The sequence below is a fragment of the Streptomyces sp. NPDC050658 genome (assembly GCF_044457025.1).
Lineage (GTDB): Bacteria > Actinomycetota > Actinomycetes > Streptomycetales > Streptomycetaceae > Streptomyces.
Genome location: NZ_JBITGM010000002.1, coordinates 607,461 through 623,255, shown reverse-complemented (window position 1 = coordinate 623,255; position 15,795 = coordinate 607,461). Strand labels below are relative to the sequence as shown.

At 72.7% G+C, this 15,795-nt stretch carries 9 protein-coding genes and 2 tRNA genes; 5 read left to right on the top strand and 6 right to left on the bottom strand.

Annotated elements, in window-relative coordinates:
* Window positions 1–14: 14 nt before the first annotated feature.
* Window positions 15–2,486 (bottom strand): hypothetical protein, encoded by a 2,472-nt coding sequence (locus tag ACIBKX_RS09665; RefSeq protein ID WP_363271317.1) that lies wholly within the window; start codon window positions 2,484–2,486, stop codon window positions 15–17.
* A 128-nt stretch (window positions 2,487–2,614) separates the two neighbouring features.
* On the opposite strand from ACIBKX_RS09665, the gene ACIBKX_RS09660 reads away from it, so the two are divergent.
* From ACIBKX_RS09660 to ACIBKX_RS09640, 5 genes are all read left to right on the top strand, one after another.
* Window positions 2,615–2,686, top strand: a tRNA-Glu gene (locus ACIBKX_RS09660).
* Between the two features lie 50 nt (window positions 2,687–2,736).
* Window positions 2,737–4,167: an SDR family oxidoreductase gene (locus ACIBKX_RS09655; RefSeq protein WP_363271316.1), complete on the top strand. Its 1,431-nt coding sequence runs from the start codon at window positions 2,737–2,739 to the stop codon at window positions 4,165–4,167.
* Complete coding sequence (locus ACIBKX_RS09650; RefSeq protein ID WP_363271315.1) at window positions 4,164–5,336, top strand: ribonuclease inhibitor; 1,173 nt, start codon at window positions 4,164–4,166, stop codon at window positions 5,334–5,336. The genes ACIBKX_RS09655 and ACIBKX_RS09650 overlap by 4 nt, the downstream gene beginning before the upstream one ends.
* A gap of 113 nt (window positions 5,337–5,449) precedes the next feature.
* Window positions 5,450–5,525: transfer RNA gene (locus ACIBKX_RS09645), tRNA-Trp, on the top strand.
* A 102-nt stretch (window positions 5,526–5,627) separates the two neighbouring features.
* On the top strand, window positions 5,628–8,984 hold the full coding sequence (locus ACIBKX_RS09640; protein ID WP_363271314.1) for a hypothetical protein: 3,357 nt from the start codon (window positions 5,628–5,630) through the stop codon (window positions 8,982–8,984).
* Window positions 8,985–9,103: 119 nt separating this feature from the next.
* Here the strand turns inward: ACIBKX_RS09640 and ACIBKX_RS09635 are convergent, their stop codons facing one another.
* From ACIBKX_RS09635 to ACIBKX_RS09615, 5 genes are all read right to left on the bottom strand, one after another.
* Window positions 9,104–10,075 (bottom strand): acyl-ACP desaturase, encoded by a 972-nt coding sequence (locus tag ACIBKX_RS09635; RefSeq protein WP_363271313.1) that lies wholly within the window; start codon window positions 10,073–10,075, stop codon window positions 9,104–9,106.
* 185 nt (window positions 10,076–10,260) lie between these two features.
* A complete protein-coding gene (gene ddaH, locus ACIBKX_RS09630; RefSeq protein ID WP_363271312.1) occupies window positions 10,261–11,037 on the bottom strand; it encodes a dimethylargininase in 777 nt (258 codons plus the stop codon).
* Between the two features lie 76 nt (window positions 11,038–11,113).
* Complete coding sequence (locus tag ACIBKX_RS09625) at window positions 11,114–13,417, bottom strand: excinuclease ABC subunit UvrA (protein ID WP_363271311.1); 2,304 nt, start codon at window positions 13,415–13,417, stop codon at window positions 11,114–11,116.
* 10 nt (window positions 13,418–13,427) lie between these two features.
* Window positions 13,428–15,059 carry an ABC-F family ATP-binding cassette domain-containing protein gene (locus ACIBKX_RS09620; RefSeq protein ID WP_363271310.1) on the bottom strand — a complete coding sequence of 544 codons (1,632 nt, stop codon included), beginning with the start codon at window positions 15,057–15,059 and terminating at the stop codon, window positions 13,428–13,430.
* A 288-nt stretch (window positions 15,060–15,347) separates the two neighbouring features.
* Window positions 15,348–15,761 (bottom strand): SsgA family sporulation/cell division regulator, encoded by a 414-nt coding sequence (locus ACIBKX_RS09615; protein ID WP_363271309.1) that lies wholly within the window; start codon window positions 15,759–15,761, stop codon window positions 15,348–15,350.
* Window positions 15,762–15,795 lie beyond the last annotated feature (34 nt).

Here is a 15,795-nt window from a genome sequence, read left to right as displayed (position 1 = left end):
GGCGCAGCAAAACCTCAGCCGTACGTGACCGTGAACCTCCTCGTCCCCGACGGCACGCGCACATCGTCGCCCGTGACCGTCAGATCGCGGCCGTCCGCGGTCGCCGACCGCACCGGGCCGAACCGGCAGGGATAGACGTACCGGACCCGCTCCGGTGACCGGGTGATGTCCACGGTGACCTTCCGGGCGTCCGCGTCATGCGTGAGCCGGTAGCCGAACGGCGCGCCGAACAGGTTCGGGGCGTCGTCGACGGCCACCGACTCGCCGTCGCGCACCCAGTGCGGACGTATGCCCGGAGCGATGTAGAGATGCGGGTCGCGGTCCTCGTCGGCCTCGAAGAAGAGGATGTCGCGGAGCAGCAGCAGATACTCGGCCGCCGCCCAGCCGTGCGGGATGTCCCCCATGTACCAGTGCCGGTCCGGGACTTCGCGGAAGTCGGAGGCGACGGGGAACGCGTGCTGTTCGTTCCACGCGCCGAGCGCCACCGCCCGCTGCTCGGTCCGGGGCATCGACGCCCCCACGATCCAGCCGAGCAGCGCGTCCATCCGCGCCGCGTCCCCCGCCAGCAGATAGGCGTGCGCCAACTGCGTGGTGAGATAGGGGCCGTAGGTGTTCCACGCCGCCTCGTGCCGGTAGCCGCCGGTCACGAAGTGCGCGTACATCGTGTCGAGGGTGTGGCGCGCGGCCCGGTCGATGTCCTCGCCGAGCTTGCTGCCCATGTGCAGCCGCAGCGGATGGAAGAACGCCGCCGTGCCGATCATCGTCGAGTCGAGCCGCCCCACGTCGGCGGGCCCGGTCGGGATGTACGTCTCCCAGGCGCCGCGCCTGCGCTGCTCGGCAAGGACCCAGCGCACCGAGGCCGCCGTCGCACGCTTCAAGTCGTCGAAGGCGCCCCACAGTTCAGGAACGTCGGGCGAACCGATGCGCTCCGCGAGCCGCGCCGCCTCGTACAGTCCCGCGAGACCCCACAGGTCGTCCCAGTAGTGCGGTTTGTCGCGCTCGCCGAGATGCTCGGCGCTCCAGCCGCTGTGCAGCAGTCCGTACTGGTCGCGGTTGTCGCGCAGCCAGCGGGCGGCGTCGATGACGTACGGCGTGTAGAGCTTCGCGCCGAAGGCCGCCGACCGGCCGCGGGTCCGGTCGAAACGGCCGATCGCCCACAGCGCCTGGCCGTTGCTGTCCCACTCCCGGTCGTCCTTCTCGTGCGGACCGCCGTAGAAGCCGTACTCGGCACAGGGCCCGATCCGGCCCGTACCGCGGTTGAACTTCAGCGGATAGTGCGTGCCCAGCTGGTGCTCGGCCAGCGCCGAATCGCCGACGAGGGAGCAGGCCGTGGCCTCGACGGACGAGTCGCGGATCCAGAACGAGTCGTACACCGTCGGGCCCGGATGGATCTCGCCGTGGTCGGAGAGGATCAGGAGCTGCGAGCGGCACTGCCGGAAACGGTCCGTCAAGTGCGCGACGGTGGGCGGCAGTTCGGGCTGGACGCCCTGCGTGATCAGCTTGTCCGTCCAGAAGTCGCGGTTCGCCTGCTCCAGGCGCGCGGCGGGCGTGGCCCTGATCTCGGCCAGATCGGCGGCCCCGCTGTAGAGATCGACCGGCAGCCGGACGTCCAGCTCGAACAGCTCGTCGTCCACGACCCGGTAGGGCCAGGCGAACGCCGCGCTGCACAGCCCCGCGATCTGGTCCTGCGCCCGCAGTGCGCCGTTCAGCTTGCCCCCGTTGACCAGGTCGTGGAACGGGCTGCGCGAGAGGTAGGAGTCGGGGTCGTACGTGAAGTCCGGGTTGCCGTACACGCCGTACTGCTCGGGTGCCGTGTCGAAGACCGGACCCCAGCCGCTGTTCGTCTCCACCCGGCCCTCGTCCGGCAGATGGCGCAGGAACGTCAGCCGCCGGTCGGTGATCTGCCGGCCGTTGCGGTCGTGCCGCTGGAAGCCGCTCGGGCCCGCCGGCATGACCGCCGCGCACAGCCAGCCCTCGCGCGGCTGCCCCGTCGCGCTGCCCACCGTGAGGCGGGTCACGACGAGATCGCGCTGCCGGGTGCCGACGGCCGTCGCGAAGGTCCGCTGCACGAACTCCGTGCCGTCGGCGGTGCGGAACGTCGTCAGGACCACCGGAAGGTGCGGCGCCTCCATGCGCTGCCCGACCGTTCCGCCGTCCGTCAGCTGCGGCAGACGCAGGGCGCCGGTCGCCGGTTCGTAGAGGAAGAAGGAGAGACAGTACTTGTCGTAGACGGGCTCGATCTCGCCCGCCTGACCGATCAGCGACTCCTGGCGGTGGTCCTTCACGCCCACCATGTGCCAGTAGCGGTACAGCGCGTTGGAGGCGAAGGCCGCCTCCTTCGATTCGTACGTTCCCGAGTCGAAGTCGTCGCTCCAGCGCCGGAAGGCCGACTGGGCCCACCACGGCACGGGATAGGGCAGCCGTGCCCTCCCCGCCCAGCCGCGCCACATGACCTCGTAGAACATCCACTCATGGGTCTGCGCCATGGGTTCCACCCCCTCGCCCACCGTTGCACCGGGGCGCGGGACCGTAAATCCGTTCGGCACGACGGTCCCAGCGCGGATACGATCCACGGGCGCGGGCGGACCGGACATCCCTGGTCCGGCCTGGTGTGGGTCCTGTAGAGCAGAGGCAGACTCGCCGCCCTCTCAAGGCGGATACGCCGGTTCGAATCCGGCCGGGACCACCGGGGAACGGCACGGGCTGGGCCGGTGGGACGAGTGAGAGTGCCGGGACATGGATGAGAGCGGCGGGATCAGCGAGGCGGACCTCGCGGCCTTCCACGCCACGGTCGGACGGCTCCGCGAGCTGCCGGTCGACGACCCGGTGCGGCTGCGCGCCGAACAGGTCGCCGCGTCCTTCGCCCGTGACGGGCGGCTGCGCAGGCGCAAGGCGCGCGGCGCCGAACTCTCCGCCGCCGACGCCGCCGTGATGGCCGCCACCGCGACCGGCGCGGGCGAGCGCCGCGAGGACGCGCCGCTCGTCGGGGCGGGCACCGGAGGAGTCTTCCGGCGGCCACGCCCCTGCTATGTCTGCAAGACGTCGTATCGACAGGTCGACTCCTTCTACCACCGGCTCTGTCCGGACTGCGCCGCCGACAACCGGTCCCGGCGCGCGCTCACCACCGATCTGAGCGGGCGCCGCGCGCTGCTCACCGGCGGCCGCGTGAAGATCGGCTTCCAGCTGGCCCTGATGATGCTGCGCGACGGCGCGGAGCTGCTGGTCACCAGCCGCTTCCCGCACGACACCGAGCGGCGCTTCCGCGCGGTGCCGGGCAGCGGGACATGGCTCGACCGGCTCACCGTGCTCGCCGTCGACCTGCGCGACCCGCGTCAAGTCCTGGGCTTGTGCGAGGAGTTGCGGCGGGCGGGCGAGCCGCTGGACATCCTGGTCAACAACGCGGCGCAGACGGTGCGGCGACCGCCGGAGTCGTACGCGGCTCTCGCCTCCGGGGAGTCCGACGAGCTGCCCGCCGGCGCGCGCGGTGCGCCGGGGTTCCGGCCGATGCGGGCGGTGGCGGGCTCCGCGGCCGGGAGCGCGCTCGCGTTGGTGCTGCGGGAGGGCGAGTTCCCGCGGGACGGCGAATTCCTGCGGGAGGGCGAATTCCCGCGGGACGGCGGGCTTCTGCGCGAGGCCGAATTCCTGCGGGAGGCCGACGAGGCGGGCCTGCTGCCCGATCTCTCGCCGGAGAACTCCTGGTCCGCGCGGCTCGGTGACCTGGACCCCGCCGAGGTCCTGGAGACCCAGCTGGTCAACGCGCTCGCCCCGGCCCTGCTCTGCGACCGGCTGCTGCCGCTGCTCCTCGCCTCGCCGCAGCGCCATAGGTACATCGTCAACGTCACGGCGGTCGAGGGCCGATTCGCGGTGCGCAACAAGATGGCGGGGCATCCGCACACCAACATGGCGAAGGCCGCCCTGAACATGCTGACCCGCACCAGCGCCGCCGAACTCGCCGGGCGCGGCGTGCACATGTGCGCCGTCGACACCGGCTGGATCACGGACGAGAACCCGGCGCCCAAGAAGGGCCGTATGGCCGACGCGGGCTTCCGCACGCCGCTCGACGTCGTGGACGGCGCGGCCCGCGTCTACGACCCGATCGTGCGGGGCGAGGCGGGCGATCCCGTCTCCGGGGTCTTCCTCAAGGACTACCGGGAGGCGGAGTGGTGAACGACCCGTCGTTCGCGGGAGTACCCCGCGTCGCGCCCCGCCCCGCGGCCGAACTGGCCCCGCTGCTCGACTGGTTGAGGGACGGCCGCCCGGCGGGGGAGCGGCTCGACTTCACGGCGGGGACGGCGCTGCCGGACGGCCGCCTCGACCTGTGCAAACAGGCGCTCGGCGTGGAGGGCGCCGCACTGATCGCCGAGGCACTGCGCGGCCACGGTGCCTCTCCCGTACGTCATTTGCTGCTCGGCACCGACGGCCTGGGCGACGAGGGCGCGGCCGTCGCGGCGGGCACGGCGACCGGCGACCAGGGCGCCACGGGCGTGGAGACGCTCTACCTCGGCTGCAATGGCATCACGGCGGGCGGCGCCTGCCGCATCGCCGATCAACTGCGTGCCTCGCCGCAGGTGGTGACCGGCGTCTGGCTCAAGCGCAATCCGCTGGGCGGGCAGGGCGGTGCCGCGGCGGCCGAACTCATCGCATCCGTCCGTACGTTGCGCACGCTGGACCTGGTCCAGACGGGCCTGGACGCGGCCGGTACCGCGGTCCTCGTCGACGCTCTGCTCGCGGCGGCCGGTACCGGACGGCGCGTCGAGCGGGTCTTCCTCGGCGGCAATCGGCTCGGCCCGGCGGGCGCGGTGCCGCTGGCCGAGCTGATCGCACGGGGCGGCGTCCGCGAGCTGTATGTGTCGGCGGCGGGGCTCGGCGACGCGGGCGCGCTGCTGCTCGCACAGGCACTGGAGCGCGCGCCCGGCGGCGGGCTCGACCGCCTCGCCGTGGCGAGCAACGGCATCGGGCCACGGGCCGCCGCCCGGCTGGTCGAGGCGGCCGTCTCCGCCGGAGTGGAACTGCTCGACCTCGGCCGGGTGCGGGCGGCCGGAACGCTCGGCGCCGCGGACAACCACGTCGACGACGCGGCGGCCACGGCCATGGCCCAGAGCCTCGCCGCGCGCGAGCACCGCCTGGCCCACCTGGTGCTCGGCCACACCGGGATGCGCAGCCGGGAGGCCCACCGGCTCCTCGACACCGCCGCGTTCGCGCTGACGCCGACCCGCTTCGTGCTGGGGCAAGGTGTCGCGGCGAGCATCAAACGGCGGCTCGCGGCATTCGCCGCGGACATCGCCCCGCCGACGGTCCCGCCGGACGTCGCGGCGGTACGCAGCGTGCATCGGTGAGGGCCTCGCCCGTTCTGACGTGACGTGCGGGCATGACGTACCTGCGGGTGGCCGGCGGGGGCCGGCCGCGCAGTTCCCCGCGCCCCTGACGGCGGATACGATCAACCCCAAGGGCGGGGTCGTAGCGCAGAGGCCGTCGCGCCGGTCTCCAAAACCGGAACACGCTGGTTCGATCCCAGCCGCCCCGCCCCCCTCTCGCCTCACCCGCCTCGCGCCCTCGTCTCATCCACCCCGCGCCCCCGCCTCGGCAATTCGGTGTCCCCGGCCGATCCCACCAGGCAGAATCCCCGCATGGCCCCGCCCGAGATGACCGCCGCCCGCTATCTGCTCGCCGACCTCGACCCGCTGCCGTATCCGCGACGGCTGCGGGAGATCGCCGAGAGCGCGCGGGACTTCGCGGCGCGCGGTGCGCTGCGGGGCGTCCTGGCGGAGCTGGAGGGCGGTGGGCCCTACGAACGTGGCGTGGCGATCCTGCTCGCCTGTGCCGGCGGGGACGCCGAGTGGACCGGGGCGCGCCTCGCCGACCCCGACCCCTTCGTCCGGGGGCACGCGCTGCGTGCCGCGGCGAGTCACGGGGTGCCGGACGCCGCCTTCGAGGCCGCGCTCGACGACGCGCCCGAAGCGGTGCGGCGGCAGTTGCTGCGGGCGATCGTCGGCGGTCGCCGCACCGCGCTCGCCGATCGTGTCATCGGCCCGCTGCGGGGAGCCTGGGGCGACACGGAGGCGGCCAGGCTGCTGCCCGGCTGTTCGAGGCCGGTGGTGGAGCGGCTGCTGCCGGAACTCTTCCACGCCGTACGCGGCTGGCGGCCGCTGGCGAGGCGGCACGCCGGTGTGCTCCTCGACGCGGCGGCGCGCGAACTCGGCGCGCTGCCCGAGGCGCTGCGGGACACCTGGTGGGAGCGGTACGCCAGGGGAATAGCGGCGGCCACCGTCGCGGAGCCGGTGCGGGTGCTCGACCTGCTCGATGCGTTCACGCCCAGCGCCTTCCCCCGTGAACTCCAGCCGCAGGTCGGGGTGTTGGCCGATACCGCGCCGGGGCGTGTCCTGGAGATCCTCACCGGGACCTGGGGGTGGCCGCTGCGGCGCGGCGGCGCGCTCACTCCGTCCGTCCTGCGCAAGCTGGCCCGCTCCGGCGCCCCCGAACTCCTCGTGTACGCCCGTTCCGTAGCCGACGACTCCGCCGACCTCGCCCGGCTGATCCTCGCGCACCCGCCGGGCGAGCGCGCCGCCGTGTACGCGCGGGCCGTCGAGGGGCGCGGCGCGGGGACCGGCGCCGGCACCCCCGTCAACGGGATCGTCCTCGGCGTGCTGCCCCGCAGTGCCGTGGCCGAGGAGGCGCGGCGGATGGCCGGGCGGGCCGAGGAGCGGGGCGCGCGCTGGAGTTCCGTGCTGCTCGCCGAGTCGTTCCTGCCCTGCGACGAGGTGCGGGACCGGCTGGTGGCGGCCACCCGGCGGCCCGCCGCCGAAGACCGCGCCGAGGCCTGGCCGTTGCTCGTCCGCAACGCGGCACGCTCCGGGGAGCGTGCCCAAGTCACCGTCGTACTCGAAGAGATGACACGTCTGGCCAATGAGCAGGACCCGGTGCGCTCCGCCGCCCTGTCCGCGCTCGCCGGGACCCGGCCCGCCCTCTTCGCGGCCGAGGCCGAACCGCACCTCGACCGGATCTGCGCGGACGCCGTCGCGGCCCGCGACTCCTCGCACGCCACCCGCGCCGCCCTCAGCCGCCTCGCCGTCGCCGTGCTGCGCGAGCATGCCGCGTGCGGAGAACGGGAGTTGGTGAACTGGGCGCTGCGCACCCTCGTCCGCATCTCCGGCAGCACCGGCGGCGCCGACCTCGGCCGGCTCGACCGCACCCTGCGCCGCGGCCAGGAGCACCAGGTGTTCGAGGCCCTGCGCCCCTGGATCGAGGCGGGCGCGGAGAAGGCCGACTACAGCCTCGTCTTCGCGCTGGCCCGCGCGGTCGGACGGCGCGCGCGGTCGATGCCCGAGCTGCAGGAACTCCTCTGGCAGGCCGTCCGCTTCGGCAGCAACGCGACCGCGTCGAAGGCGATCGAACTGTGGCTGGAACCGACCGCGACACGGGACGAACGCGTCGCGCGGGTGCTCGCACAGGAGCCGTCCGCTGCCGCGCTCGCCCCGGTCCGCTCGGTGCTGTGCGCGCGCCGCACCGATCTGCTCGACCCGTTCCTGTCCGGCACGCCGCCGTACGGACGGTTCCTGACCAAGGGCGCGCCGTGGACCGTACCGGCCTACGCCTGGCAGATCCACCGCTGGCTGCCGCGCCAACAGGAGGCACTGGTACGGCAGTTGGAGCATGCGGCGGGCGACGCGGGGCTGCCGCAGTGGAACCGTGCGGCGGCCGTCGCACGCGGCGCCTGCATGCCCGGCGCGGGAGAGGAACTCGTCCGCCGCTGGACCGGATCGCCCGACACCGTGCTCGCCGAGGCGGCCATCGGCGCGCTCGCCCACACCCGGCGGCCGGGGGACAGCCTGCCCGAGCTGCTCGCGTACGCGGGCGGCGACCGGGCGCGGGTCGCGGTGTACGCGGCGACGCAGGCGTCCCGCCATGTCGCGCCGTCCGCGCTCGCCGCCCTGCTGCGGGACGTGCTGTGCGGCGAGGGCAAGAAGGTCACCAGCCGCAAGGAGGCCGCACGGCTCGCCGCCGTACGGCTGCCCGCCCCGCGGGCGGCGGCGCTGCTCACCGAGGCCTACGAGACGCCGGACGCCCACCGCGACGTACGGGCGGCGTGTGTCGCCTTCGCGGGCGGGCTGCTCGGCGAGGAGCGGGTGTGGGAGCTGCTGCGGGACGCCGCGCGGGGCGAGGCGGTGCTGCGGACGGCGGTGCTGCGGGTGCGCCCGCTCGATCTGGCGGAGGGCCATCGCGAGCGGTACGCGCGTCTCGTGCGCGAGGCGGTGGGTCCCGACGACGACGAGGCGGCGGGCCAGGCGCTCTGGGCGCTCGCGCGGTGGGCCCCCTGGTCGCCCGAGGCGGCCCCGGTGCTCGCGGCGGCGGCAGCCGATCTGTCCCGGCGCGCCACGTGGCAGGTGGCGGCCCGAGGGCTCGTGGCGGCGGCCACCGCGCCGCGCGGCGGAGCGGCGCTGTGCGGGGCGCTCGCGTCCCTCGCGGGTTCCGGGGCGGCGGTCACCGGGCCGGACCGGGATCTGCCCGCACGGCGGCGGATCGAGCAGCTGGCGGTGGAGCTGGCCGGAGCGGGCGAGACGCATCGCACGGTGGCACGGGAGGCCGGCGAGCTGCTCGCCGGGTACGCGGACCATGTGCCGCAGGCCGCGGAGGTGCTGGCGGGCGCGCTGGACCTGGAAGCGGCTCCCGCCGAGCTCGCCGCGGCCCTGATGCGCCTGGCCCGGCTGCACGAGGGGCGGCCCGCGCTGGCGGTGCGCACCGCGGCGATGGTCGGCTCACGCGTCGACGACATGGCCGGGGACGGTGCCGCTCTGCCCGCGGTGGCCCGCGGTCTCGCCGAGGACGGAGGCCACGCCCCGGGTCTCTTCGCCGTGGCCGTGGTGGAGGCGCTGGGGGAGCGGACGGACTGGCCGGGCCCCTGGCGGACCCTGCTGACGTCCCTCAGGGCGCACGCCGTACCGGACGTCCGCGATGCGGCGCTGGCGGTGTCGACGGCGTACGAGTGAGGCGGCCGGTGGCCGGTGGGGCGGATCGGAACCAGCCCGGCCGGTGACCGGTGGGGCGGATCAGCACCCGCCCCACCTCAAGCCACCGGCCACCGGCCGGCGGCGGCCCCGATGAATCCCTACTTCCCCCGCGCCGCCATCCGCGCCTTCCGTGCCGCCAGCTTCTCGTCGAACTTGGTGGCTTCCGCGTCCAGGCCGCCCATGAAGAAGCCGAGCTCCTCCTGCGCCTTCAGGCCCTCCGGGCCGAGCCCGTCGATGTCGAGCACCTTCAGGTAGCGCAGCACGGGCTGGATCACGTCGTCGTGGTGGATCCGCAGGTTGTAGACCTCGCCGATCGCCATCTGCGCGGCGGCCCGCTCGAAGCCCGGCATGCCGTGACCGGGCATCCGGAAGTTGACGACCACGTCCCGGACCGCCTGCATGGTGAGGTCGGGCGCCAGCTCGAAGGCGGCCTTCAGGAGGTTGCGGTAGAAGACCATGTGGAGGTTCTCGTCGGTCGCGATGCGCGCCAGCATCCGGTCGCAGACGGGGTCGCCCGACTGGTGTCCCGTGTTGCGGTGCGAGATGCGCGTGGCCAGCTCCTGGAAGGCGACGTACGCGACGGAGTGCAGCATCGAGTGGCGGTTGTCCGACTCGAAGCCCTCGCTCATGTGCGCCATGCGGAACTGCTCGAGCTGGTCCGGGTCCACCGCGCGCGAGGCGAGCAGATAGTCGCGCATCACGATGCCGTGCCGGCCCTCCTCCGCCGTCCAGCGGTGCACCCAGGTGCCCCAGGCGCCGTCACGGCCGAAGAGGGTGGCGATCTCGTGGTGGTAGCTGGGGAGGTTGTCCTCGGTCAGCAGGTTGACGACGAGGGCGATGCGGCCGATGTCGGTGACCGGCGACTGGCCCTTCTCCCAGGCCTCGCCGTCCTCGAAGAAGCCGGGGAAGTTCCGGGCGTCCGAGAACGGGACGTACTCGTGCGGCATCCAGTCCTTGGTCACCTTCAGGTGCCGGTTGAGCTCCTTCTCGACCACTTCTTCCAGCGCGTACAGCAGCCGGGCGTCGGTCCACTCGTCCGTGCTGCCGAGGTGGGGAGAGGTGATGGTCACGGGGGCTCCAGGGGGACGGGAGTCTTGCGCTCACGGATGTCGGGCTGTGGGGAGGGAAGGTCGCACGAGCGGGTGCCACCTACCTACGGTGTCGTAGGTTACGTTGCCGTAGGTTAAACCCTCCGTAAAGCGGCCCGGGAGCCGGGGCCGCCGGGCCTCAGCCGCCCCACCCGCCCCAGCACTGGTCAGGCGTACAACTCCCGGAGCCGGACTGAGAGGCATGTCACACAGCCTTCGAGCTTCTCGAACTCGCTGATGTCCACCACAACCGGTTCGAACCCGAGATCCGCGAACAGCTCCGCGCTCTTCGGTGCGCTCGCCGCCATCAGCAGCTTCGAGCCCCCCAGGAGCACCACGTGCGCCCCCGCCTCCTCGGGTACGGGCAGGAAGCGCGGGAAGAGCGACGGGGTGTCCACAAGGGGCGGATGTCCGATGACCGTGCCGTCGGGCAGCGCCGTCACGGCGGACTTCAGGTGCAGGACCTTGCTGACGGGTACGGCGACGACCCGCGCCCCCAGCGGTTCGAACGCGGCCCGCAGCTGCCGCACTCCCGCCGCGTTGGTGCGGCCCCCGCGTCCGACGTAGATCGTGTCGCCGATCTTGAGGATGTCGCCGCCGTCCAGCGTTCCCGGTTCCCACACCCAGTTCACTGAGGCGCCGAGGCGGGCCACCGCCTCCTCCGTGGCGGCCGTCTCGGCCCGGCGCGACTGTGCGCCGGGCCGGGCGATCAGGGCCACGTTGCGGAAGACGACGACCGTGTCCTCGACGAAGACCGCGTCCGGGCAGTCGTCGGCGGGCTCCACCTCGACCGTCTCCCAGCCGTGCGCCCGCAGCGCGTCGGCGTACGCCTGCCACTGTTCGAGGGCGAGGTCCGCGTCGACCGGGGTCCGTTCGACATGGGTGACCAGGCCGTCGGCGAGGCGCGGGCTGGGGCGGCGGATCAGCGCTTTCTTGCTGGGCACGGGGCGTTCTCCGTAAGGGCCGGCGACGGGGGCGACCCCGCCCGGCGCGGTGCCGGGCCGGGGCGTCTGCCGCACATCATGCAGCGCGCGGGGGCTCCAGGCCCAGGTCCCGCCGCAGATGGGTGGCCGTGAACGAGCCGTCAGCGGCGAGCAGCGCCCGCGGCGTCCCCTCGAAGACGACGCGGCCGCCGTGCTTGCCGCCGTCGGGGCCGAGGTCGATCACCCAGTCCGCGTGCTTGACGACCTCCAGGTTGTGCTCGACGACGAGCACGGTGTTCCCGCCGTCGACCAGCCGGTCGAGCAGCGCGAGCAGCCCGTCCACGTCCGCCATGTGCAGCCCGGTCGTCGGCTCGTCCAGGACGTACGTCGTGCCCGTGCGGTGCAGCTGCGTCGCCAGCTTGATGCGCTGGCGCTCACCGCCCGAGAGGGTGCTCAGCGGCTGCCCCAGGGTCAGATAGGTGAGCCCCACGTCCCGCAGGGCGCACAGCCGACGGCGTACGCCCTTGTCGTCGACGGCGGCGAAGAAGTCCAGCGCGCGCTCGGCCGTCATCTCCAGGACGTCGACGATGGACCGCCCGCCCACGGTGAGCCGCAGCACCTCCTCCTTGAAGCGCCGCCCCTCGCACGCCTCGCAGGTCGTGGTCACCGGATCCATGAACGCGAGATCGCTGTAGATGATCCCCCGGCCCTGACAACTCTCGCACGCGCCACGGGAGTTGAAGCTGAAGAGCCCTGCCTCCTGGCCGGTCTCGCGCGCGAACACCTTGCGCAGCGTGTCCATGATCCCGAGATACGTCGCCGGGGTGGACCGCGCCGAGATGCCGATGCCCGACTGGTCGACGACCACCGCGTCCGGATGCGCCTCGATGAACGCGCGCGACACGAGCGTGCTCTTGCCCGACCCCGCGACACCCGTCACCGCCGTGAGCACCCCGGTCGGCACGCGCACGCTGACGTCCTTGAGGTTGTGCAGGTCGGCGCCCTTGACCCAGCGCCCGCCGATCGCCTCGCGCGGGTGCTCCTTGACGCCCGTGGCGCGCCGCAGATGCCGGCCGGTGAGCGTGTCGGAGCGCCGCAGCTCGTCCGGTGTCCCCTCGAAGACGATCAGACCGCCGCCGGTGCCGGCCCCCGGCCCCATGTCGACGACGTGGTCGGCCACCGCGATCACGTCCGGGTCGTGCTCGACGACCAGGACCGTGTTGCCCTTGTCCCGCAGCCGCAGCAGCAGATCGTTGAGCCGGCCCACGTCACGCGGGTGCAGGCCGACACTGGGCTCGTCGAAGATGTACGTCATGCCGGTGAGGCTCGAACCGAGGTGCCGCACCATCTTCAGGCGCTGCCCCTCGCCGCCGGAGAGCGTGGACGTCTCGCGGCCCAGGCTGAGATAGCCGAGGCCGATCGCCTCGATCCGCTCAAGGGCCGCCACGGCGGCCCCGGCGACCGGCGAGGCCACCGGGTCGTCGATCCGCTCCAGTACGGCGATGAGATCGGTGACCTCCATGCGCGCGCAGTCCGCGATGGACAGGCCGTCGATCCGCGAGGCGAGCGCCGCCGCGTTGAGCCGCGCCCCGTGACAGACCCCGCACTCGCCCTCGACGAGGAACCCCTGCACCAGATCGCGGGTCTTCTGGGAGAGCGCGGAGAGATCGCGGTTGAGGTAGAGCCGCTCGAACCGGTCGGCGAGCCCCTCGTAGTCGATGTCCCGTGCGCCGCCGGTGTTGTTGACGTTGACCTTGCCGCCCTGTCTGCCGCCCCGCTTGCCGCCGCGCATCAGGAACTCCCGCTCGGCGGCGGTGAATTCACCCACCGGCTTGTGCGTGTCCAGGTCGGTGGTGTTGGTGTACGTCTGGCCCTGCCAGGTCCCCACGGCGAACGGCGGGAAGAGGACCGCGCCGTCCGCCAGGGACCTGGCGGGGTCCAGGATGCGGTCGTAGTCGGGCCGCACCGTCCTGCCCAGTCCGTGGCACTCGGGGCACATGCCCGAGGGGTCGTTGAACGAGTACGCGGTCGCGGCCCCCGCGCTCGGTGTGCCGTGCCGGGAGAACAGCACGCGCATCACCGAGTAGATGTCCGTCATCGTGCCCACCGTCGAGCGGGAGTGGCCGCCGATCGGCTTCTGGTCGACGACGATCGCGGGCGAGAGATCCTCGATGGTGTCCGCGTGCGGCCGCTCGTACTTCGGCAGCCGGTTGCGGATGAACCAGGTGAAGGTCTCGTTCAGCTGACGCTGCGACTCGACCGCGATCGTGTCGAAGACGACCGACGACTTTCCCGATCCGGAGACTCCGGTGAAGACCGTGAGCCGCCCCTTGGGGATGCGCAGGCTCACCTCCTTGAGGTTGTTCTCACGGGCTCCGCTGATCGTGATGTATTGGTGCATACACGCGAAGCTAGCCGGAATACCCGACAGCTTCTGTCGTGATTTCCTTCATTTCTCCGTCGAGAAGCAGCCAGCGTGTGATGCCGATCGACTCCAGGAACTTCATGTCGTGACTGGCCACGATCAACGCCCCTTCGTACGACTCCAGGGCCGTGGCCAGCTGTTTCACGCTCGCCATGTCGAGGTTGTTCGTCGGCTCGTCCAGCATCAGGAGCTGCGGCGCGGGCTCCGCGAGCAGCAGCGCGGCCAGGGCCGCCCGGAACCGCTCGCCGCCCGACAGGGTCGCCGCCTGCTGGTCGGCCCGCGCCCCCTTGAACAGGAAGCGGGCCAGGCGCGCCCGGATCCGGTTCTTGGTGGCGTCCGGCGCGAACCGTGCCACGTTCTCGGCGACGGTCAGCTCCTCGTCCAGTACGTCCAGCCGCTGAGGCAAGAAACGCAGCGGGACGTGCGTGAACACCTCGCCCTCCACGGCCTCCAGCTCCCCGGCGATCGTACGGAGCAGGGTGGTCTTGCCCGCGCCGTTGCGGCCGACGAGCGCCACCCGCTCGGGGCCGCGCAGCTCGAACTGGCCCGCCACGCGCGCCCCGTAACGAAGCGTCAGCTCCTTCAGGCTGAGGACGGTGCGGCCCGGCGGGACCGCCGTGAACGGCAGGTCGACACGGATCTCGTCGTCGTCCCGCACCGCCTCCACGGCGTCGTCAAGGCGCTCCTTGGCCTCGGACAGCTTCTCCTCGTGCATGATGCGGTGCTTGCCCGCCGACTCCTGCGCGGACCGTTTGCGCGCGCCCATCACGATCTTCGGCTCGCGCTTCTGGTCCCACATCTTCTGGCCGTACCGCTTGCGGCGGGCCAACTTCATGTGCGCGTCGGCCAGTTCACGCTTCTGCTTCTTCAGGTCGGACTCGGCGACGCGCACCATGCGCTCCGCCGCCTCCTGCTCGGCGGCGAGCACCTCCTCGTACGCGCTGAAGTTGCCGCCGTACCACTTCACCTCGCCGTCCCTGAGGTCGGCGATCTGGTCGACCAGGTCGAGGAGTTCCCGGTCGTGGCTGACCACGACGAGCACCCCGGACCAGGCCTCGACGGCCGCGTACAGGCGCCGACGGGCGTACAGATCAAGGTTGTTGGTGGGCTCGTCCAGGAGCAGCACGTCGGGCCGGCGCAGCAGCAGCGCCGCGAGCCGCAGCAGCACCGACTCGCCGCCCGACACCTCGCCGGTCGTCCGGTCGAGCCCGATGTGGCCGAGGCCCAGCTGGTCGAGGGTCGCCACGGCACGCTCCTCCACGTCCCAGTCGTCGCCGACCGCCGTGAAGTGCTCCTCGGCCGCGTCGCCCGCCTCGATGGCGTGCAGCGCCCTGCGGGTGGCGGCGATGCCGAGTACGTCGTCGACGCGCAGACCGGTGTCGAGCGTGACGTTCTGCGGCAGATAGCCGATGTCGCCGGAGACCCGGATGGTGCCGTCGCCCGGTGTGAGCTCCCCGGCGATCAGTTTCAACAGGGTGGACTTTCCCGACCCGTTGACGCCGATGAGCCCCGTCCTTCCGGGGCCGAAGGCCACCTGGAGACCGTCGAGGACGACGGTGCCGTCGGCCCAGGCGAAGTCGAGGGACGTACAGCTGATGGAGGTGGGGGAAGTAGACATACAGGCCTCGCGGTTGCGTGTGGTGAAGCGCGGTCAAGGGGCAACGCGTTTCGGGACACCGCGGGGTGCGACAGAGAGGCGGGGAGGCCGGGATCGGCCGGCGGGGCATGAAAAACGGCCCTGCGCCGGGGGACGGCTCGTACGCCGAGGTCGCACGCTACGCACACAGCCGAGCTGTGTGACGCGGTGACTCCAGACCTCAGACGAGCAACGTCCTTCTCCTATCGACGGCAACAGAACCGTCATACACCGTAGGAGGGCGCTCGCGCCCCGTCAACCGATTAATCGTCAGGCGTCCCGCATCAGCTCGGCGAGGTCCTGGTCCAGGTCGATGTGGAGGTGCTCGTCGCCCGTGGGCACCAGGGCCATGGAGCGGTGCAGGAAGCGGCGCAGCTCGCCGGAGCGGATGTGGACGATCGCTGTGCCCTCGGGGGCGTGGAACTCCACGACGGTGCGGTCGAAGCCGTAGGGCCGCACCCGGACGTCCCCGTCCCCTGCCGTCTTCTCCAGGCCCTGGGCGAGCAGCTCGCGGGCGAAGGTCCAGTGGACCTCGACGCCCTCGAGGGTCGCCGGGGCGGGAAAGCTCATGCGGACGGCGAACGGGTCGCGCCGGTCGTAGTGGAGCGTGGCGGGGATGGTCGGCATCCGCGGTGCGGCGGCCACGAGACGGGCCTCTACGGCTTGCTCGATGCGATGGGACAACGCCTGCTCCCTCACTGACGGCTGGACTACTGGG